This window comes from Streptomyces sp. NPDC007025 (genome assembly GCF_042869455.1).
In the GTDB taxonomy this organism is placed as follows: Bacteria; Actinomycetota; Actinomycetes; order Streptomycetales; family Streptomycetaceae; genus Streptomyces.
In genome coordinates this window covers 165902-187702 of the sequence record NZ_JBIAFT010000006.1, presented here as the reverse complement: position 1 = coordinate 187702, position 21801 = coordinate 165902, and the positions used below count along the sequence as shown (strand labels likewise).

The following is a 21801-nucleotide window of genomic DNA, read 5'->3' as shown; positions in this document are numbered from 1 at the left end:
ACCGGCGGCCGGTCAGCGGACGGGCTCGCGCCGTCGCGCGTCGAGCAACTCCGCTGTGCCGCCGAGCAGATGTTCGGTAATCGTATCGATGTTGCGCCGCTGCCAGGGTTCGAGTTCGGTGCCCCGCACCCAGTCGTTGAAGGCACCCATCGCGGGGCCGCAGGGGATGTGGTAGTCGACCTTCCGGGTGGCGTCGCCCTGCCGCGCCAGGGCCAGCCCCTGGACGAGGTAGCTCCGGAAGACCGCGGCCATGTCCTGCTTGGGACTGCCGCCCGGCCCGACCTCGGCGAGCACCTCGGCGAACGGGCGGCGCAGATACCGCCGCTCGATCTCGTCCCGGGTGCCGGAGTCGATGTCCTGCCAGCGGTCGTGGGCGCGCCAGAGCTGGTGCAGCTTCGCCGCCTTGGCCGGGTAGAACACCCCCTTGCGGACGACGGTGTTCCGCACTCCCAGCTCGAACATCTCGGGCCAGGGCGCGTCGTCCACGTCGTGCACGGACAGGCCCTGCAGGATGTCCTTGGTGTGCGGGCTGGTGGCCGCCTCGACGGTGCACTGGTTGACCGAACCCGTCAGCAGGAACTCCGCGCCCATGAACAGCGCGGCGGCAGCCGCCTCCGGCGTACCGATCCCGCCTGCCGCGCCCACATGCACCCGCTGCCGGGCACCGGCCGACAGCCGGTCGCGCAGCCGCAGGACCGAGGGCAGCACGGTGGCCACGCTCGCCGGGCTGCTCAGCCATCCGGCGCCGGCCTCGACCACCAGATCCGTCGCGACGGGGACCGAGCCCGCAGCGGCCGCCTCCTCCTCGGTGAGGTGACCGTACTCGCGCAGGTGCCGCACCACGTCCGCCGGGGCGGGCGAGAGCAACTGCTCCGCCAGGTCGGTGCGGTTGACCTTCGCCAGCACCGCTCCGCCCTTGAGCCGGAACTTCACCAGCGCGGGGGTGATCTCCAGATGGCCGGACGCCTCCACCACCCGTACCCCCAGCCGCAGATACAGTTCCGCGAGCGCCATCTCCCGCTCGGGGTCGGCCTGCTGATAGGGCAGCGCGGCGCCGTAGGGGTTGTCCCGGCCGAGCCCGGCGACCACCGTGCCGAGTCCGCTCTCCACCTCGGCCGGGGTGAGGCCGCCCGCGCCGTAGAAGCCCATACCACCCGACTTGGCGAGCCGGGAGAGCAGTTCCGGACCCGAGACCCCGCCGTACATCGAGCCCGCGACGCAGGCGTGCCGCAGTCCGTAGCGCTCGCGGAACGAGGCGGCGCCGAGACCGGTGAACTCCGCGGTCCCGTCCGGGTCCGCCCACCCGGCCGTGCTCCGCGGCGCGGCCTGCGCCGCCGGACCGGCCGCCGGTCCGGCTCCACTCGGCCCGGGGCCGGCGCCCGCCGGTTCCGGGGCCCGAGCGGTCGTTGCGAGGGCCGGAGCCGCCGGTTGCGGAGCCCGGGCACCCGGCCCCGGCCCCGGTGCCGGAGCCGCCGCCTCGGCGAGCGAAGCGGCCCCGGACTTCCCGGCGGGCACGAAGGCGTCCCGCGAACCGTCCGCCGGGGCTGCGCGAGCGGGCTCGTGCGGGGGACCGGCGGGCTCCGCCGCCGCGGAGGGACCAGCCGCGGGCGGACCGGCCGCGGCCGAATCCGCCCCCGGCGCCTCCGCGGACGCCTGCTTCTCGATCCGGGCCACCAGGTTGCGCAGCACCCGGCCCGGGCCCAGCTCGACGAATTCGAACGGGCCGCGCTGCCGCAGATACCGGACCGAGTCGAGCCAGCGGACGGGGTGGTCCATCTGCCGGGTGAGCCGGTGGACGAGTCCCGCCGCGTCGTGCGGCCGGGCGTCGACGTTGGCGATCACCGGGATCCGCGGTTCCCTCAGCGGGAGGCCGGCGAGGAACCGGCGGAACTCCTCGGCGGCTTCGGAGACGAACGGGGAGTGCAGCGCGCCGCCCACCCGCAGCCTGCCGTAGCGCGCCCCGGCCGCCTCGGCCAGCGGCTTGACGGCGTCCAGGCCGCTGTCGGAGCCGGCCAGCACGATCTGGTCGGCGGCGTTGATGTTGGCGATGTGGACGTCGTCGATCCCGGCGATCAGCGACTCGACGGCCGGCAGGTCACAGCCGACGACGGCGGCCATCGAGCCGGTGGCGACCTGTCCCATCAGCTCCCCGCGGCGGGCGACCATGCGCAGTCCGGTCTCGAAGTCGAAGACTCCGGCGGCGAACAGCGCCGCGTACTCGCCCAGACTGTGCCCCACCAGGTAGTCCGGCGGGACCGGATCGTCCGCCAGACGTGCCAGATAGGCGAGCGCCGAGACGGTGTAGAGCGCGGGCTGGGTGTACTCGGTCTGCCGGAGCCGCCCTTGCGGGTTGTGCTCGCACAGCTCGCGGACGGAGTAGCCGAGGACGGCGTCGGCGGCGGCGGTCTCGGCGGGGAACCGGTCGAACAGCTCGGCTCCCATGCCCTGGGACTGGGAGCCCTGTCCCGGGAACCCGTAGACCTTGGCGACCTGCATGGAAGCTCCTTCCGCCGGAGGCGGGGCGGGCCGGACGGGCGGGGCGGGCCGGACGGCCCGCGGCGCGGCGCCGGGCGCGGGCCGGAAGGTGTCCCGCACCTTGGCGAGTTGCCGGCTGTCGTGGCCGAAGATGCTCAGCAGCGGATACGAGCGGCCCCGCGCGGGGCCCAGCAGCGCGGTGGTCAGGTTGTGCAGGGTGCTGGAGGGGCCCAGGTCGAGGTAGCGGTGCGGGCCGGTCCGCTCCAGGCCGCGGACGGCGCGTTCGAACTCGATCGGACCGGACACCACCTGCCAGTAGTGCTCGGCCGTCGGGCGTGCCACCGGCTCCCCGGTGGCGCAGGAGACGAGGGGGATGCGCGGCTCCCGCAGCTCCAGGCCTCCCAGCAGCTCCTGGCAGGCGGCCCGGCGGGCGTCCAGCAGCCGCGAGTGGAAGGCGTACTCGACCGAGACGCGCTGGCAGGGGACCTCCGCCGCGCGCAGCGCCGCCTCGGCCGCGGCCAGTCCGTCCGCGGCCCCGGAGACCACGAAGTGCTCGGGACCGTTGCGCGCGGCCAGGTCGGTGTGATCCCGCAGTTCGGGCATCCGGGCGTGCAGGCCGGGGTCGGCGAGCACGGCGAGCATCCCGCCGGAGGGCAGCCCTTCCAGCGCCCTGGCCTGCTCGACGACCAGCCGCAGGCACTCCGGGACGGTGAGCACGCCGGAGACCGCGGCCGAGGTGAACTCGCCCAGGCTCGACCCGAGGAGCAGATCGGGCACGATGCCGTCGGCGCGCAGCAGTTCGACCGCGGCCAGCTCGATCATCACGATCGCCGGATGGGTGACCAGGGTGTCGGTGAACGGCTCCCCCACCCGGCCGCCGTGGTAGAGCTGGGCCACCACCGAGCGGCCGAGCAGTTCGGCGACCATCGTGTCGAGCCGGTCCAGTTCGGTGCGGAAGACCGGCTCCTGGTGGTAGAGGCTCTCGCCCATCCCGAAGTGCTGGGAGCCCTGGCCGGAGAACATGAAGACGGTCGGGGTGCTCACTGCGCACCTCCGGCGAGCGCGAGGACGTCCTTGATCACGAAGCGCCCCTCCCGGAAGCCGGAGACCGGGCCGGCCGGGGCCGTGGCGCGGCGCGCCGCGGCCAGCAGGTCGCGCACCGGGCCTTCCCCGGCGTCCAGCAGGGCCCGCATGACCTCCGCGTAGGCACCCAGGAGGAAGCGAACGGTCTCGTCGGTGAACAGATCCCGGTAGTAGGACATGTGCAGGGTCATGGTGCTGGTCGGGAAGACGTCGACCCGCAGCGGGAAGCCCATCCGGGTCACGTAGTACCCCGGGGGGAACCGCTCGGAGGTGTCGATCCCGACGTTCTGGAAGACCAGGTAGCTCTCGCAGGGCAGTTGCCCGGGCGGCAGTTCGCCGTGCGCAAGGGCCTCGTCGAGCACGGTGTACTCGTGCGCCCCGACCTCCGCCATGTCGGCCATCACCCGGCGCAGGAGCTCCGGGAGGGGTTCGGCTCCGTCGATCCGGGTGCGCAGCGGCAGGATGTTCAGCGTGGGACCGACCATGGTCTCCAGCCCCTCCAGCGCGGCGGAGCGGCCGTTGAGCAGCATGCCGTGCGCGACGTCGGCCCGGTCGCCGTCTCCGGTGAAGGCGCCGACGGTGAGCGCCCATCCGGCCTGGAAGAGGGTGTTGAGCGTGGTCTTCCGTTCCGGGACCAGTGCGCGCAGTCCGGTGGCCAGGTCGTCGGGAAGGCTGATCCACTGGCGGCCGTAGCCCTCCTCGGCGCCCACCCGGTTGCCGGGGACGCGGGGCGCCAGCGCGACCGGTTCGCGCAGCCCGGCCAGGGCGCGGCGCCAGTGCTCAGCCTCGGCCGCCCGGTCGCGTTCCCGGGTGTGGGCGACGAAGTCGGCGAAGCGCAGACCGGTCTCGGGTGCCGGGGTCCGCCCCGCCGTCAGATCGGCGATCACCGCGTCGAACTGGCGGGCGATGATGTCGTAGGACCAGCCGTCCAGGCACAGGTAGCTGAGGCTGGTCACCATCAGGCAGTGCTCCTCGTCGAGGTCGGCGACGAAGTAGCGCAGCCCCCCGGGTACCGCGGGGTCGACCCCGCGCTCCCGGTCGGCCGCCAGGTGGCGCTCCAGCTCCGCGTCCTGCTCGCCGGGGGACAGCCCCCGCCAGTCGGCGTACTCGGACTCGACCCGGGGTTCGCGGTGCACGACCTGCATCGGCTCCTCGACGCCCTCCCAGACGAAGGAGGTGCGCAGCGCTTCGTGGGCGCGGGCCAGTTCGGTCGCCGCCGCGCTGAACACCTCCGGGTCCACCGTGCCGCGCGGCATGGGGGTGAGCCGGTGCACCTGGAAGGCGCCGGTGGTGGGGTGGGCGAGCAGGGTGCGCAGCGCCCATGACTGGAACGGCGCCAGCGGGTGGACGGCCTCGACGGCGGGATCGGCGCGCAGCCGGTCCAGCACGTCGGCGGACGGGTCGCGGCCGGCGGAGGGGACGTGGTCCGGTCCGGCGGGCTCGGCTCCGTCCGGTTCGGCGTCCGCGTTGACGGCGGCGGCCAGTTCGCCCAGGGTGCCGTGCTGGAAGAGCATCTGCGGGGTGAGTTCGATGCCGCGCTTGCGGGCGGCCGTGACGACCCGGATGGTGTGGATCGAGTCGCCGCCCAGCTGGAAGAAGTTGCTTCCCGCACCGACCCGGCCGGCGCCCAGCACCTCCTGCCAGATCTCGGCGAGCGCGCGCTCGGTCCCGGTGGCGGGTTCGACCACGTCCTCGGCGTCGTCGGCCAGCTCGGGCAGCGGCTCGGGGAGAGCGGTACGGTCCAGCTTGCCGTTGGCGTTGATCGGGAAGCGGGTCAGCGGCACGTACGACGAGGGCACCATGTAGTCGGGCAGCCGGTCCTTCAGGTGCGCACGCAGTTGCGGCAGGAGCGCCGCGGCGGTGTTGGCGAACGCCGGGTCCGTCGAGGTGTCCTCCGCGCGGACGTGTTCGGCGGGCAGGTCGGCGACCCACTGCCGGGCCGTACCGGGAGTGGCGAGCAGGACTGTGTAGCGGCCGTCGGCGGCACCCGGCGTCCAGCTGAGCCGGGCGGTGCGGCCGAGCCGTCCGGCCAGCCGCCACCAGCGCTCCGGGTGCACCGCGTCGCCGTCGGCGGGCCCGGCGCCGTCGGCGGGCAGTGCGGGGGCGGGGTCCTCGGGGCCGGCCCGGTCGAGCGCGGCCCGCGCCGCGGCGATGTCGGCCAGCCGCGCGTTGGGCACGCCGCGCACCGCGACCGCCTCCGGGTCGCGGGTGCGGATCAGCTCCTCGACGGAGGCGAGGGTGGTCCCGTCCGCCGTCCAGTCGAGCACGGTGTCGGGCACCTGCTGGGCCACCGGGGCGCCGGTGTGCAGGACGGCGTCGTAGCGGTAGCGGTTCATCTCGTTGTCCCGCTCGCCGCGCCGCAGCTGCGTCTCGACCCGGCTGATCCCGGGATGGTCGCGGCGCAGCAGTTCGAAGAAGGCCGGGTCCAGGACGAGTTCGCGGTCCTGCGCGGCGGCGTGCCGGATCCGGGTCCGCGCCTGGGCGGCGCCGGGTGCGGCGTCGGCGCGGCGCAGCTCCACGTCGGCGTGGAAGGTGTCGAACACCTGGAGCGCGCGTACGTCGCCGACGAACACCGTGCCGCCGTCGGCGACGACCCGCAGCGCCCCCGCGATCACTTCGCGCAGATAGGCCGGGTCCGGGAAGTACTGGACCACCGAGTTGATGACGACGGTGTCGAACTGTCCGGCTGCGAACGCGGTCAGGTCGTGGGCGGGCAGCACGTGCAGCTCGACGCCCGACAGGTCGGGCCGTGGCTCGACCACGGTCTCGCGCAGGTTCCGGACGGCCGTCGCGGACATGTCGGTGCCGTGGTACTCGGCACAGTGCGGGGCGATCCGGGACAGCAGCAGCCCGGTACCGCAGCCGATCTCCAGCACCCGCTCCGGGCCCAGCTCCAGCACGCGGTCGACCGTGCTGGTCGTCCACTCCCACATGTCCATCGGGGACAGCGGCTCGCCGGTGTAACTGCTGGTCCAGCCGCGGATGTCGAAGCCCGGTTCGACGGCCGGGCCCTCGTCGTAGACCCGGTCGAACACCTCGCGCCACTCCACGCCGCGTTCGCCGGCCCCGGCGGTGGCGTCGGTGGTCCCGTCGGCTTCGGTGCCGGGGTCGGCGTCGGCCTCGGCATCGGCGTCCCGCTGCGGGATCACATAGGCGACCAGCCGGCTGCCGTCCGCATCGGGCAGGACGACGGCATCCCGCACTCCACGGTGCTCGGCGAGCGCCGCGCCGACCTCGCCCAGCTCCACCCGGTGGCCGCGGATCTTGACCTGCTGGTCGGCGCGGCCGATGTACTCCAGTTCGCCACCGGGCAGCCAGCGCACCAGGTCGCCGGAGCGGTACTCGCGCCCGCCGGGGCCCTCGACGAACCGCTCGGCGTTCAGCTCCGGGCGGTCCAGATAGCCCAGGGTCACCCCGTTGCCGCCCACGTACAGCTCGCCGCGCACCCCGATCGGGCTGGGCTCGCCGTAGCCGTCCAGCACCCGCGCCGACAGGTCGGGCATGGGGACGCCGATGGGCGACCCGGACGAGGCCCACTCCAGGTCGGCCCGGGTGATCTCGCGGTAGGTGACGTGCACGGTGGTCTCGGTGATGCCGTACATGTTGACCAGCCGGGGCTGCCGGTCGCCGTGCCGGTCGAACCACGAGCGCAGCCCCGGTACATCCAGCGCCTCGCCGCCGAAGGTCACCACGCGCAGGGCCAGTTCACCCGGCGGCGCCGCCTCCTCGGCCGCGGTCAGGTGCCGGAAGGCCAGCGGTGTCTGGTTGAGGACGGTGACCCGCTCCTCCCGCAGCAGCCGGAGGAAGTCCTCCGGCGAGCGGGTGACGGCGTAGGGGACGACGACGAGGGTGCCGCCGTGGGTGAGCGCGCCGAACAGCTCCCACACCGACATGTCGAAGCTCGCGGAGTGGAACAGGGACCAGATGTCCTGCGGACCGAACCCGAACCAGTGGTCGGTCGCCGCGAACAGCCGGGTGAGGTTGGCGTGGCTGACCTGCACGCCCTTGGGCCTCCCGGTGGAGCCCGAGGTGTAGATGACGTACGCCGGATCCTGCGGCCCCGCGCCGGGCAGCCGCCCCGGTGCCTCCGCGGGCGGATGGCCCTCGACGGTCACCACCGCGGCTCCACCGGCCGCGAGGCGGTCGGTCAGATGCCGTTGGGTGACCACGATCCGCGCCTTGCTGTCGTCGAGCAGATACCGGATCCGCTCGGCGGGGTAGGCCGGATCGATCGGCACATAGGCGCCGCCCGCCTTGAGGATGCCCAGCACGCCGGAGACCAGCTCCGGTGACCGCTCGGTGGCCAGCGCCACCAGCGTGCCGCGCCCCACGCCCCGGTCGCGCAGGACGCGGGCCAGGGCGTCGGACTGCTCGTCGATCTCGCGGTAGGTGAAGCTGGTGCCCTCGTGCCGTACCGCCACCGCCTCGGGGGTACGGCGGGCGTGTTCGGCGAACTGCTCGTGGGCCAGCTCGGCGGGCACGGGAACGGTCTCGGACCGCGGGCCCCACTCGCCCTCGATCCGGGCCCGCTCCTGGTCGGTCATCACCGGCAGCCGGGCGATGGTGGTGCCGGCGTCGCGCCCCACGGCCTCCAGCACGGTGCGGTAGGCGGCCAGCAGCCGGTCGACGGTGTCGTGGTCGAACACCGCGGAGTTGTACTCGACCTCCACCAGCAGGTCGTCGTTGCGGTCGACGATGCTGATCCACAGGTCGAACTTGGAGGTGGAGTTGCGCACGCCGGAGATGCGCTCCACGGTCAGTCCGGCCGGGGAGCGCAGCGGCCGCGCCGGCAGGAAGTTGAAGCAGACCTGGAAGAGCGGGTTCTGGCTGAGGTAGCGCTCGGGCCGCAGATCCTCCACGATCGCCTCGAACGGGACCTCCTGGTTGCGCTGCGCGCCGGATGCGCCCTCCTGCACCGCGGCCACCAGATCGGCGAAGGTCTGCTCACCGCTGACCTGGGTGCGGTGCACCAGGGTGTTGACGAAGAACCCGATCAGCGGCTCGACGTCGGTGTGGGTGCGGTTGGTGACCGGGGAGCCCACCGGGATGTCGTGCTGCCCAGTCCAGCGGTGCAGCAGTGCCTGGAGCGCCGCCAGCAGCACCGTGTACAGGCCGACGCCCTGCTCGCGGGCCAGCACCTGGAGCCCGTCGCGCACCGTGCCGGGGAAGACCAGTTCGGCGTCGCCGCCCTCGAAGTTCTGCACGGCGGGGCGGGGCCGGTCGAAGGGCAGTTCCAGGTGCTCGGTGATGCCGGAGAGCCGCTCACGCCAGTAGGAGAGCTGGTTCTCCAGCCGTTCGCCGCTCAGGTGCTCCCGCTGCCAGAGCGCGAAGTCCGGGTACTGGATCGGCAGTTCCTTGAAAGGGGACGGCCGGCCCGCGTCGTAGGCGTCGTAGAGGGTCAGCAGCTCCTCCCAGAACAGCCCCAGCGACCATCCGTCGACGACCACGTGGTGGGCGTTGAGGAAGACGACCCAGCGCTCCTCGGCCAGCCGGAAGAGCACGACCCGCAGCAGCGGCCCCTCCGCCAGGTCGAACGGCTCCCGGGCGAGTTCGGCGACCCGGTCGTCCAGCCGCTCGGGCTCCGCGCGCAGGTCGTGCGTGACGACCGGCACGGTCAGCTCCTCGGCCACCCGCTGCCACGGCTCGCCGTCCTCGTCCGGCAGCGTGGTGCGCAGCGCCTCGTGCCGGCGCACGATCTCGTCCACCGCGCGGCCGATCAGATCCGGGCGCAGCGGGCCGCTGATGGCGAAGGTCATCACCACGTTGTAGGCGGGGCTGCCGGGCACCATCTGGTCGAGGAACCACAGCCTGCGCTGCGCGAACGACAGCGGGGGCCGGACCCCCGGATCGCGCCGGGGGATGCCGCCGCCCGCCGCGGACCCCGGCTGCCGACGGCCCCCGGCCAGCTTGGCCAGCAGCGCCCGCTTCTGCGGCGACAGCCGATCGCTGCCCGCGCCGGCCTTCTCGTCCAATGACATGGGGAGTGCTCCTTCTGCCGTGTTCGGTGGGGTGGGGGCCGGGGCGCGGGTCAGGCGAGCATGTCGGCGACGACGCTGTCGGGGAGTTCGTCGATCCGGTCGACCAGTTCGGTCTCCACGAGCCGGGCCATCGCGGCGACGGTTCCGGCCTCGAACAGGCCACCGAGGTCGAGTTCGATCGGGAAGTGGTCCCGCAGCCGCGAGATGACCTGCGTGGCGAGGATCGAGTCGCCGCCCAGCTCGTGGAAGTCGTCCGCCGGTGCCACCGAGGCCAGTCCGAGCACCTCGGCGACCGCCTCGGCCACCATGGCCTCCAGCGCGCCGCCCTCGGCGCCGGCCGGTGCGGCCCCGCCGCCGTCCGGTGCCGGAACCGGCGCGGCGCGCCGGTCCGACGCGGCCGCCGCGGGCGCGACCGCCTCGACCGGTGCGGCGGCGTCGGTGGCACCGGCGTTCTCGGCCAACAGCACCGACTCCAGCGCCCGGTCCTCGCGGGTGGCCAGCAGCGAGTAGGCCCGTACCGAGCCCAGTCCGGCCCGCTCCAGCGCCTGCCGCCACATCGGGGCGCTGAGCAGCGGCCCGTTCGGCAGCCGGGTGTCCTCGAACGACCACCAGCCCGGCATCAGCCCGAAGGTCAGGGTCGGGAACGGCTGCACCCGGGTGACCTCCAGCAGGATGAGGATGCCGCCGGGCCGCAGCAGGGACCGCGCGTTGGCCAGCGTGCGGTCGATGCGCGCGGTGGCGTGCAGGACGTTGGTGGCCAGCACCACGTCGTACTCGCCCCCGGCGAACCCCTGTGCCGCCGCCGGACGTTCGATGTCCAGCACGGCGGTGTCCAGGAAGTCGTGCTCGCTGCCGTAGCGGTCGGCCCCGTAGCGGGTGAAGCCGCGGGAGATGTCGGTGTAGGTGTAGCGCACCCGGTCGCGGTGCGGGGACAGCGCGGGCAGCACCGAGGCCGTGGTGCCTCCGGTGCCCGCCCCCACCTCCAGGACCGCCACCGGCACCTGGGGGTCGCGCTCCAGCCGGGCGGCCGTGTAGTCGGCGACCAGCCGGGCGACGAGCGCGTTGGCGTCCTGGTCGCTGTGGTAGACGCCCTCGACCGCGGTGAAGGAGCCGTCGGGGAACAGCACCTCGTGCGCCTTGCGCTTGCCGGTGAGCACGTCCGGATAGGCGTCCAGGCAGGTGGTGAGCAGCTTGGCGAAGCCCGCCATCTCCGGCCTGCGCTCCAGCAGCCCGCCGGTGAGGCGGTCCACCTCGGTCTCCTCCCACTGGAGGGAGGTCGCCGCGCACCGCTCGGTGGTGACGAAACCGTCGCCGTCCTCGGCGAGGTGCCCGGCGTCGACCAGGATCCGCACCAGCCCGGCGAGTTGCCGGTGGTGCTCGGCCACCACGCCGAGCCGCCCGATCAGCTCCTGGACGGTGTACCGCTCCCCCGCCGCGGCGAAGACCCCCATCCGGCGCAGCGACGCCAGGAGCAGCTGCTCGCACAGCGCGGCCAGCTCGTCCGCCAGCTCCTCGGCCTCCAGCGCGGCCCGCAGACTGGTGCGGTCCGGGTGCTCCGCGAGATGCGCGGCCGCCGCGGCGTCCAGCTCCGGCAGCACCGACGGCACTCCGGGCGCGGTCTCCTCGACGGATTCGGCGGGCTGCGCGGAACCCCCGCCGCGGACGCTGCCGGCCGAGGCGGCCGGGGACATCGGTGCCGAGCCGTCGGTGGGGCGTTCGATGGGGGTGCCGTCGGCCCACACGTGCGGGTAGCGGAGGCGCTCGAACGGGTAGCCCGGCAGCCCGATCCGGCGCGGCGCCGCGCCCAGGTGCAACCGCGCCCAGGCCACCGGCTCCCCCGCCGCCCACTGCGCGGCGGGCTCGGCCAGCGGCGGGGCCGGGTCCTGCGGTTCGGTGCTCTCCCCCGCCGCGATCCCCTCCAGCCGGTCGGCCAGCTCGGCGGTGGAGTCCGCGACCACGGCCGCCCGTTGCGCCATCGCCTCCCGCCCGACCTGGAGGGTGTAGGCCACATCGGCCAGATCCGCACCGGCCAGCGGGCCGCGCAGCGCGGTGGCCAGCTCGGCGGCCTTGGCCCGCAGCCGCTCCTCGCTGCGCGCCGAGAGCGGCACCAGATGCCGGCCGGGGCGGGTGGCCTGCGGCCGCGCGGGAGCCGGAAGGTCGGAGAGGACCAGGTGCGCGTTGGTGCCGCTGTAGCCGAAGGAGCTGACCGCGGCGTGCCGGCGGCCGTCCGGTCCCGGCGCCCACCCGGACTCCTCGGTGGCCACCCGGACCGGCGCCGCGGAGAAGTCGATGTGCGGGCTGGGTGTGCTGAAGTTCGCCGCGGGCGGCACCACTCCGGCCCGCATGCTCAGCAGCACCTTAATGACGCCGAGCACGCCGGCGGCGCCCATGGTGTGGCCGATGTTGGCCTTCACCGAGCCGATCGGGCAGTACCCGGTGCGGTCGGTGAGCCCGTCGAAGGCGGAGGTGATGCCTGCGATCTCGATGGGGTCGCCCAGCGTGGTGCCGGTGCCGTGCGCCTCGAAGTAGCCGAGGTCCTCCGCCGCGACGCCGCTGCGGTTCAGCACCCCGCGCAGCAGTCCGGCCTGCGCCTGGGTGCTGGGGGCCGTGATGCCGGAGGTGCGGCCGTCCTGGTTGGTGCCGCTCGCCCGGATCACGCCGTGCACCCGGTCGTTGTCCCGCAGCGCGTCGGACAGCCGCTTGAGGACGAGCATGCCCACGCCCTCCCCGACCAGCATGCCGTCGGCGGCCGCGTCGAAGGGCCGGCACCTGCGGGTGCCCGAGACGGTGCCCAGGCTCTGCATGGTGAGGAACACACCCGGGTGGTTGGCCGTGTACACGCCGCCCGCGAGTACCAGGTCGGCCTCGTCGGACAGCAGCAGCCGGGCGGCCAGGTCCAGGGCCACCAGCGACGAGGAGCACGCGGTGTCCATCGCCAGGGCCGGGCCGACCAGATCGAGGTGGTAGGCCAGCCGGGAGACCATCACGCTGGTGTCGGAGCCGAGCAGGGAGTGCGCGTTGTACTCGGCCTGCGGCGCCAGCCCGGTGGTGCCCACGACGGTGCCCACCCGCTGCCCGCGCAGGGTGGCGGCGTCGATCGCGGCGTCCTCCAGCGCGTGGTAGCTGGACTCCAGCAGCACGCGCTGGGCCGCGTCCATGGCCGCGGCCTCGGTGGGCGCGATCCGGAAGAACCCCGGGTCGAACGCGTCGGTGTCCGGCATCGCTCCGTAGCGGGGCAGCGCCGCACCGGGGAACGCCTCCTGGAACATCCGCACCGCCACCGGGTCGTCGATCTCCCGGGTGACGTCGCGGCCCTCCCGCACCAGGTCCCAGAACTCCTCCGGACCGGCGGCACCGCCGGTCCGGCAGTGCAGCCCGACGATCGCCACCTCCTCCTTGGGGCCCTGCGCGGCCAGCACCGACTCCACGTGTGCGGCGAGCCGGCCGATGTCGGGGTGGTCGGCGACCACCCCGCTGGAGAGGTTCGTCCCCAGCTCCGTGTTGATCGCCTCGACCAGCGAAACCGACCTGGCCAGGTCCAGTCCCGCGACGGTGGTCAGATTCAGTTTGGCCGCGGCCTCCTCGACCACGCGCACAATCTCGGACATGTCTCTCCCTCCCGGTTTCAGGCGCCTGCCCACTCGGTCAGTGCGCGGTGGTTGGCCCGGTCCCTGTCCTCCGCGGCCGTCGCTGCCGCCTTGCGCAGCCGCAGCAGCACCGGGCGGGTCCACCCGCGGCGGGACGGCTCGGCGAGCCCGTCCTGCTCCAGCAGCGGGTCGAGCACGGCGGGCGGTGCGGTGAGCCGCTCGACGACCAGGCGGGCCGAGCCCAGCAGCGACACCCACGAGTCGATGCTGGGCACCAGCACCCCGGCGGACCGGTCGTCGAGGTCGCCGCGCAGCGTGCCGACGTGGTCGGCGAGCAGCATCCGGCCGCCGTCGATCAGTGCGGCGTCGATCCGGGCGAGCAGGTCCCGCTTGCGGCGTACGGTCACCAGCCGGCCCAGGGCGACCACCAGGTCGTAGGTGCCGGGCAGGGCGTCATCGGGGCTCGCGGGTACGGAGTGCAGCACCGCCGTGCCCTGCTCGGCGGCGAGTGCGGCGAGCTGTTCGCCTCCGCCGCCGCCCACGTCGGCGATCGCGCCCACCGCGGCGAGGTTCTCCGGGGCCAGCAGCGCGGCCCAGGAGTCCCCGCCCGCCTCTGCTGTGCCGCGGGCGGAGTGCGGGGCGGCGGCGGTGGCGGTGGCGGGTATCCGGTCGGCCAGCAGCCCCAGCAGATGGCCGGCCAGGGCGCCCGCCGTCGCCTGGTCGAAGACCAGGGTCACCGGCAGCCGCAGACCCGTCGCCTGGTCGAGCCGGTTGCGCAGCTCCACCGCGGTCAGCGAGTCGAATCCGAGCTCGGCGAATCCGCTGTCCGCCTCGATGTGTTCGGGCTCGAAGCCGGGCAGGACCGCCGCGACCTCCTGGGCGACCAGCTCCAGCAGCGGAGCCCGGCGCCGGTCCGGCGCGGCGTTGGCGAGCTGTTCCAGCAGCGGTCCGGGGGCGCCGGTACCGGACGTGGCGGCCGGGCTGCCGGCACCGGTGTCCGCCGCCGGGGCGCCTGCCGCGGGTCCGGTGCCGGACGCCGGATCGTCGGCGCTCGGCGGCGGTGCCGTGCCCGCGGACCCTTCAGTCCCGGCGGTCCCGGGTGTTGCCGTACCGGCGGCGGGGGGCGCCCCGGGGCCGGCGGCCGGGGCCGCGGTGTCCCGGCGTACCAGGCTGCGCAGCACCGGGTGCACGGGAGCGGCGCGCAGCGCCGCGAGGTCCAGCCGCATCGGCACGGCCAGCTCCGCCGGCCCGGCCACGGCCGCGTCGAACAGGGTCGCGCCCTCCTGGTCGGACAGCATCCGGAAGCCGCTGCGGACCATCATGGCGGTGGCCCGCTCGTCCTCCAGCAGGTCCCGGGTGAGGTCGCTGACGCTGGCCCACAGCCCGAACGCGACGGAGAGTCCCGGCACCCCGTCGGTGCGGCGGCGCCGGGCCAGCGCGTCCAGGAACGCGTTGGCGGCCGCGTAGTTGGACTGCCCCGGGTTGCCGAGCACCCCGGCGGCTCCGGAGAAGGTCACGAAGACGTCCGGGTCGGCCGCGCGGGTCAGCTCGTCCAGCACGACGGCCGCGTCCAGCTTGGCCCGCAGCACGGGCGCGAGCCGGGCGCGGGTCTGGCCGGCCAGCATGCCGTCGTCCAGCGCCCCGACCGCCTGCACCACACCGGTGAGCGGGTGCTCGGCGGGGATCCCGGCCAGCACCTCGGCCACTTGGTCCCGGACGGTCGCGTCGCAGCGCGCCAGCCGGACCTCGGCCCCCAGCGCGGTGAGTTCGGCGGCCAGTTCGCGGGCGCCGGGCGCGGCGTCGCCGCGCCGGGAGGCGAGCACCAGGTGCCGCACACCGTGCGCGGTGACCAGATTCCGCGCGATCACCGAGCCCAGCGTGCCGGTGCCGCCCGCGACGAGGACGGTGCCGCCGGGTGCGAAGGTACGGGGGATGGTGAGCACGATCCGGCCGATGTGCCTGCCCCGGCTCATGGTGCGCATCGCGTCCCGGGCGCGGCGGACGTCGAGCACGGTGCGGGTCGGCGGCGGCAGCACGCCGCGCTCGAACAGCGGCAGCAGCGCGTCGAACATGGCGCCGATCCGCTCCGGTCCCGCCTCGACGAGGTCGAACGCCTGGTAGCGGACGCCCGGATGGCTCGACTCGACGTCCTCGGCGGGCCGGATGTCGGTCTTGCCCATCTCGACGAACCGCCCGCCGCGGGGCAGCAGTCGCAGCGAGGCGTCGATGTGCTCGCCGGTCAGCGAGTTGAGGACGACGTCCACGCCGCGGTTGCTGCTCTCGGTCGCGAACGCGGCGGCGTAGCCGGTGTCGCGCGAGGAGCGGATCAGCGAGGCGGGCACGCCCATGGCCCGCACCTCGGCGTGCTTGGCGGGCGCCGCCGTGGCGAACACGTCGGCGCCCAGATGGTCGGCGAGCCGCACCGCGGCGCTGCCCACCCCGCCCGCGGCGGCGTGCACCAGCACCGACTCACCGGCCCGCAGTCCGGCCAGCTCGACCAGTCCGTAGTAGGCGGTCAGGTACGCCACGGGTGCGGAGGCGGCCTCCGCCCAGGTCCAGCCGGCCGGGATGTGCCGCACGGTCCGCGCGTCGGTCACACAGACCGGTCCGATGCCGCCGGGCAGCAGCCCGAACACCCGGTCGCCGACGGCCAGTCCGGTGACGCCGGGGCCGACCTCGGTGACCACACCGGCGCCCTCGGCGCCGAGCACCAGGTCGCCGGGGTACATGCCGAGCGCACCCAGCACGTCGCGGAAGTTGAGCGCGGCGGCGCGGACGGCGACCCGTACCTGTCCGGCGGCGAGCGGCCGGGCGGCGTCCGGGGCGGGTACCAGCGCCAGGTTCTCCAGGGTGCCGGGCGCCGTGGAGTCCAGCCGCCAGGCCGGGGTGCGGGGCACCTCCAGGCCCGGGTCGTCGGCGGCGCGCACCAGCCGCGGCACCAGCACCCGGCCGCCGCGCAGCGCGAGGTGGAACTCGTCGGCGGCGAGCGCCGTCTCGATCGCCGCGGGGACGTCGGCGACCGGCGCGTACCGGTCCAGGTCGACCAGCACGAGCCGGCGCTGGAACTCCGACTGCGCGGCCCGCAGCAGGCCCCAGGCGGGCGCGTTCGCCAGGTCGGGCACCGGCTCCCCCGGCTCGACGGCGATCGCGCCCCTGGTCAGCACGACCAGCCGGCGGCCGCGGTTGGCCGGGTCGGTCAGCCAGTCCCGGACGGTGTCCAGCAGTGCGCCGGTGGCCTCGTGCGCGGCGGGCACGAGCGCCTCGCCGGTGACCGGCAGGTCGCCGGGGCCCTGCAGCGACAGGACGGCGAACTCGCCGCGCTCGGCGGTCCGGACCACCTGGCCGATGCCGTAGGGGTCGGGGCCGAGCAGCGACCAGGTGCCGGTGGACGGGCCGCCGCCCGCGGCCGGGGCCGCCGTCTGCGGCAGCGGCTCCCATGCGAGGGTGAGCAGCGCGTCCCGGGCCGGGTCGGGGCGCTCGCCGGTGGCCGAGCGCAGTACCAGGCAGTCGAGCTGTGCGACGGGCTTCCCGTCGCCGTCGGCGAGTTGCAGCGCGACACCGGAGCCGTCGACTCCGGTCAGCCGTGCGCGGGCCCGGCCTCCGGCCCCGGGGCTGTGGACCGACATCCCCGTCCAGGCGAACGGCAGCAGCCCGCCCCCGCCCTCCGTCCAGGTGCCGAAGCCCATCGCGTGCAGCGCCGAGTCCAGGAGCGCCGGGTGCACGCCGTAGCGCCCGGCCTCGGCGGCCTCGGCCGCGGGCAGTTCGACCTCGGCGAACACCTCGGTTCCGCGCGCCCATACCGCGCGCAGGCTCTGGAACGCCGGGCCGTAGGTGTACCCGGCGGCGTCCATGGCGGCGTAGTAGTCCGCGACGGGAAGCGGCTCGGCTCCCGGCGGCGGCCACTGGACCAGGTCGAAGTCGGGTGTGCCGCGGAGCGGGGCCAGCGTGCCGGTGGCGTGCCGGGACCACGGCCGGTTCGCGGCGGCGCCCGCGGGCCGCGAGGTCACCTCGACGGTGCGCGTGCCGTCCGCGGCCGGGGGCGCGAGCACGAGCCGTACGGCGGTCTCCTGCCCGCCGGTCAGGTCGAGCGGTGCGTGCAGGGTCAGCTCCGTGATCCGGGCGGTGTCCACGGTCTCGCCCGCGCGTCCGACCATGTCCACCAGGGCGGTGCCGGCCAGCAGCACCCGGCCGTTGACGAGATGGTCGCCGAGCCATGGCTGGGCGGCCTGGGAGACGCTGCCGGTGACGGTCAGCGTGCCGTCCGAGCCGGTGGCCGCTGCGGCGAGATCGAGCAGCGGGTGCCGGGCGGCGTCCCCCTGCGCGGCGGCCGGTGCGGGGGTTGCTGCGCCGACCGGTGCGGGGGCCGGTGCCGCGGGCCGGGCGGCGGCACCGGCTCCTGCCGGTACCGGGGACGGTACGGGTGCCGGTGCCGGTGCCGGGGGTGCGGCCGTGGGCCTGGCCGCCGGGGCAGGGGCAGGGGGTGCAGCGGGTGCCGGCGCCGGGGAGGCCTCCGGGGCAGCGGCAGGCGGGGCGATGGCCGGGGGGTCGGCGACGGCCGGAGGGTCGGTCCAGTAGCCGGTGGTGGCGAAGGGGTAGGTGGGCAGCCCGCCCAGCCGCAGCGGCGTGCCCTGCGGATACAGCGAACTCCAGGCGAGCATGCCGCCTTCGGCCCACACCCGGGCCAGCTCCGGCAGCGGCCTGCCCTTGGCGCGCTCGGCGCGGACGGCGGACGCGGGGCGCTTGGCCTCCCCGGTGAGCACGGCGGCGGTGTCGCCCGCACGCCACCGCTCCAGCGCGTCCAGCACCTCCGTCAGCTCCTCGGCCACCACGGCCAGCCGGAACCGCATCGGCTCCCGGCCGACCTGGCTGGTCCAGGCGACCCGCGCCAGGTCCAGGTCCGGGTTGCGGCGCAGGAAGCCGGCCCAGTTCCCGACCGAGTCGGCGAGCTGCTGCGGGGTGCGCGCCGAGAGCACGAACAGGGCCGGTCCCGCGCTCCGCCGGACCTCGGCCTCGGGGGCCTCCTCGACGACGATGTGCGCGTTGGCGCCGCCCGCGCCGATCCCGGTGATCCCGGCCCGCCGCACCTGCGTCCTGCCGTGCACCTGCGGCGGGTCCCAGGGAACCGGCTGATCCGACAGTTCGAAGGGCAGTTTGTCGCGGTCGATCGCGGGGTTGATCTCCTGGGGCAGCCGGGTCGGGGGCAGGGTGCGCTCGGTGAGCGCCAGCACCACCTTGGAGAGCTGCGCCATGCCGGAGGATGCTTCGCCGTGGCCGATGTTGGGCTTGACCGAGCCGAGCCGGAAGCGGCCCGAGGCCCCCTCCCGGCCGCCGAACGCCTGGGTGACCGCGGTCATCTCGACCGCGTCGCCGATCTCCGTGCCGTTGACGGTGGTCTCCAGGTAGCTCACCGTGTCGCCGTCCACGCCCGCCCGCCGCAGCGCGGCCGTGATGACATCGGCCTGCCGCTTGGGGCTGGGGCTGGTGAAGCCGACGGTGCGCCCGTTGTGGTTGACCGCGCTGCCGCGGACGACCGCGCGCACATGGTCGTTGTCGCGCCGCGCGTCGGCCAGCCGCTTGAGCACCACGACGCCGACGCCCTCGCCGGGCACGATGCCGTTGCCGCCGATCCCGAAGGCCGGGCACTCCGGCCGGTTCGACAGCATCTTCACGGCGCCCAGCTCGGCGTAGGTGGAGGGGTGCAGATACAGGTTCACACCGCCGACCAGGGCCATCGCGCACTCGCCGGTACGCAGGCTCTGCACGGCCTCGTGCAGCGCGACCAGCGCCGAGGAGCACGCGGTGTCCACCGGTTTGCTGGGCCCGCCGAGATCGAGCTGGTAGGAGACACGGTTGACCATGTCGCCGAACGAGGTGCGCGGCAGGTCGACCCCGCGGTCCGCGCCGAGCCGGTCGAAGCCCAGCTTGGAGGCGCCCGCGAACACCCCGGTCGCCCGGCGGACCTTGGCGTCGAGGGCGTGCGGGCAGTACCCGGCGTCCTCCATCGCCTTCCAGCACTCCTGGAGGAAGATCCGCTGCTGGGGGTCGGTGTTCCGGGCCTCCTGCTCGGACATCCCGAAGAACTCGGCGTCGAACTGGTCGAAGTCCTCCAGGAACCCGCCCCACCTGGAGTGGCTCTTGCTGATGACCTCCATGCCCTGCGGGTCGGGGGTGTAGTACTGCCGCCAGTCCCAGCGCCGGGCCGGGATCTCGCCGATGGCGCTGCGGTTGGCGGTGACCAGGTCCCAGTAGCTGCGCAGGTCGGGCGCCCCGGGGAAGCGCACGCTCAGTCCGACGATCGCGACCGGCTCCGCCGTGTCCGGTTCGGCCGGCCCGGCGTCGTCGGCGGGCCGCGGCGCGGGAGCGGGCGCGGCGGACGCCGTGCCCGCGGCGGAGGCGGGCGCCGCGGCAGCCGCCGGAGGCGCGGACGAAGCTGCGGCCGGCGCGGCGGGCGCGCCCCGCAGGGCGACCAGGACCGCCTCCGGCGCGTCGTCCTCGTCCACTCCGGGGGGCAGCGGATGGACGCGGATCTCCTCGAACCCGGCCGCGGCCAGCGCGGCGCGCCAGGCGTCGGCCGGAAGCAGCGGCGCATGGGGCAGCCGAGCCCGCTGCGCGCCCGGTTGCGGCCACCACTCGGCGGTCAGCCCGAAGAGCATGATCGAGGGTTCGGGCGCCGAGACGGCCTCGGTCAGCACCAGCGCGCCCCCGGGGCGGAGCAGCGCCGCGGCGTTGGCCAGGGCCGCGTCCGGGTCGGCGGCGGCGTGCAGCACGTTCGCGGCGAGCAGCACATCGGCGCCCCCGGCGGGCAGTTCCGGGGTCGCGGCGGCGACGGCGACGTCGTGGACGGTGAAGTCGGTGAAGCCGTACTGGTGACCGAAGCGCTGCCTGCCGTGCTCGGTGAACCGGGAGGAGGGGTCGGTGTACGCGTAGCGCAGCCGGTCGCCGAAGGGTGCCAGCGCGGGCAGCGTCCGGGCGGCCGTCGCACCGCTGCCGGAGCCCAGTTCGACGACCGAGACGGACGTCGCCGTCTCCAACCGGGTGCGGACGGCCTCAGCGGCCACCGCGGCCACGACGTCACCGCTGTCCGGGGTGCCGCCCGGAGCGGCGCCGGGCGGCTCGGCTCCGGCACCGTCGGGGAAGAGCACCTCGGCGGCGGGACGGCGCCCGGTCAGCACCTCCGGGTAGGCGTCCAGGCAGCTGCGCAGCAGCCGGACGGTGGGCTCCGCGGTGGGGAACTCGGCCACCAGCCCGGCGACCATGGCGTCCGACTCGGCGTGGGAGAGCTCGCGCAGCGGGTAGGCGGCGACCAGCCGCTCACCCTCCCTGCGCAGCGTGCCGGCCGTGACGAGGATGTCCAGCAGCGCCTCGAACAGCCGTCGGTGCTGGTCGACCACCCCGAGCGCCGCGGCCAGTTCGTCCGGCGTGCCGCCCTCGCCCGGCGCGGTGAAGGCGCCCATCCGCCGGAGTGCCCCGGCCAGCATCCGCCGGGCCAGCAGGGTCAGCGCGTCGGTGCCGCGCTGCACCGCGAGTCCGGCGCCGGGGTCGGCTCCGGCGAGCGCGTTCCGGGCCGCGGTGTGCAGCCGCTGCGCGTGCTCGGCCGGACGCCGGCCCTGCTCGGTCGTTGCCGTCGTCGGCGTATTCATCAACGGGTCACCGCCTCGGCGTAGGGGGTGGCCGCGGCGATCCGGGCGCGGTTGCCCGCGCGCCCGGCCGCCGGTCCGGCCGTGCTGTCCTTGCGCAGCCGCAGCAGCAGATACGCCGCCGTACCGCGCTCCAGCGGCACGGCCAGGTCGGTGTGGAACCGCCACCGGTCCTTGGCCCGGGGGTCGAGACCGGCGGTGTGCTGGTCGACGTCGAAGTCGGCGAGGAAGTGCCCGACGCGGGCGCTCGCGTCGACCGCGTCGTCGAGCACGAACCCGGCGTCGGCGAGGTGGTCGGCCCACTGCTCCGGGGTCGGGAGCCGGATGCCCAGCCCAGGGTCGGCCCGCTCGCTGCCGACGGCCAGGAAATCGGCCAGCAGCAGCCTGCCGCCTTCCGGCAGTGCGGCGGCGATCCCGGCCAGGTACCCGGCCTTGTCGGCGACCAGATGGCTGCCCTCGAGGCCCAGCGCCACCTCGTGCCCGGTCGCGGGATCGGTGTGCGCGACGGTGACCCTCGTGTCGAGGCCGTGCTCCTTGGCCGCCCGGGCCGCGGCCTCGGCCTGCGCCGGGTCGGCGGTGCGGATGTGCACCCGCAGGGCGGGGTGGCGGGCCGCGAGGCGCAGTCCGGCGGCGCCCTGTGCGCCGTGCAGGTCGAACAGGCCGCCTACCCGGTCGAGGTCTTCGCCACGGAGCAGTACGTCGAGCAGTTCGGCCTGGTGCTCGCGGACCAGTTGGGTGTCGTCGGGGTCGGCCTCCGGGTGGAGCAGCACCCGGCTGGCGGAGAACCCGATCTCGCGGGCGGGGAACGGCGCGGCCCAGGCCGGTTCGGCGGGCCACTCGGGTACCGGCTCGGCGGGCGGTGCCGGGGGGCCGGGCACCGCGGGGGCGACGCCGGCCGGGCTGCCGGGGAGTGCGCTGCTGTCGGCGGGGAAGTCCGCCGCGAGACTCTCGGCGACCTCGGCCACACAGCCGAACTCGAACAACAACGTCCGCGACGCATCCGGAAACACCTCCGCGATCCGGTGATTCACCCGCGTACGC

Annotated in this window: 5 protein-coding genes; all 5 read right to left on the bottom strand. The window is 75.1% G+C overall.

The features are described from left to right. Positions 1-12: 12 nt before the first annotated feature. Positions 13-3519, bottom strand: coding sequence for an ACP S-malonyltransferase (gene fabD / locus ACFYMO_RS13750; protein WP_366770308.1), 3507 nt, complete (start codon positions 3517-3519; stop codon positions 13-15). Next, positions 3516-9536, bottom strand: coding sequence for an amino acid adenylation domain-containing protein (locus ACFYMO_RS13745; protein ID WP_366770309.1), 6021 nt, complete (start codon positions 9534-9536; stop codon positions 3516-3518). The genes fabD and ACFYMO_RS13745 overlap by 4 nt, the downstream gene beginning before the upstream one ends. A 50-nt stretch (positions 9537-9586) precedes the next feature. Beyond that, complete coding sequence (locus tag ACFYMO_RS13740; protein ID WP_388546331.1) at positions 9587-13144, bottom strand: beta-ketoacyl synthase N-terminal-like domain-containing protein; 3558 nt, start codon at positions 13142-13144, stop codon at positions 9587-9589. A gap of 17 nt (positions 13145-13161) precedes the next feature. Continuing rightward, complete coding sequence (locus ACFYMO_RS13735) at positions 13162-20763, bottom strand: SDR family NAD(P)-dependent oxidoreductase (RefSeq protein WP_388546329.1); 7602 nt, start codon at positions 20761-20763, stop codon at positions 13162-13164. Beyond that, positions 20763-21801, bottom strand: a 1039-nt coding sequence (locus ACFYMO_RS13730; RefSeq protein WP_388546326.1) for a hypothetical protein, incomplete at its 5' end; no start/stop codon positions are given. The genes ACFYMO_RS13730 and ACFYMO_RS13735, both read right to left, overlap by 1 nt.

What these genes read in the sequence shown, in the direction of transcription:
- ACFYMO_RS13745 (WP_366770309.1), bottom strand. Translation starts at nt 9,536, where the DNA reads ATGTCATTGGACGAGAAGGCCGGCGCGGGCAGCGATCGGCTGTCGCCG.
- ACFYMO_RS13740 (WP_388546331.1), bottom strand. Translation starts at nt 13,144, where the DNA reads ATGTCCGAGATTGTGCGCGTGGTCGAGGAGGCCGCGGCCAAACTGAAT.
- ACFYMO_RS13735 (WP_388546329.1), bottom strand. Translation starts at nt 20,763, where the DNA reads ATGAATACGCCGACGACGGCAACGACCGAGCAGGGCCGGCGTCCGGCC.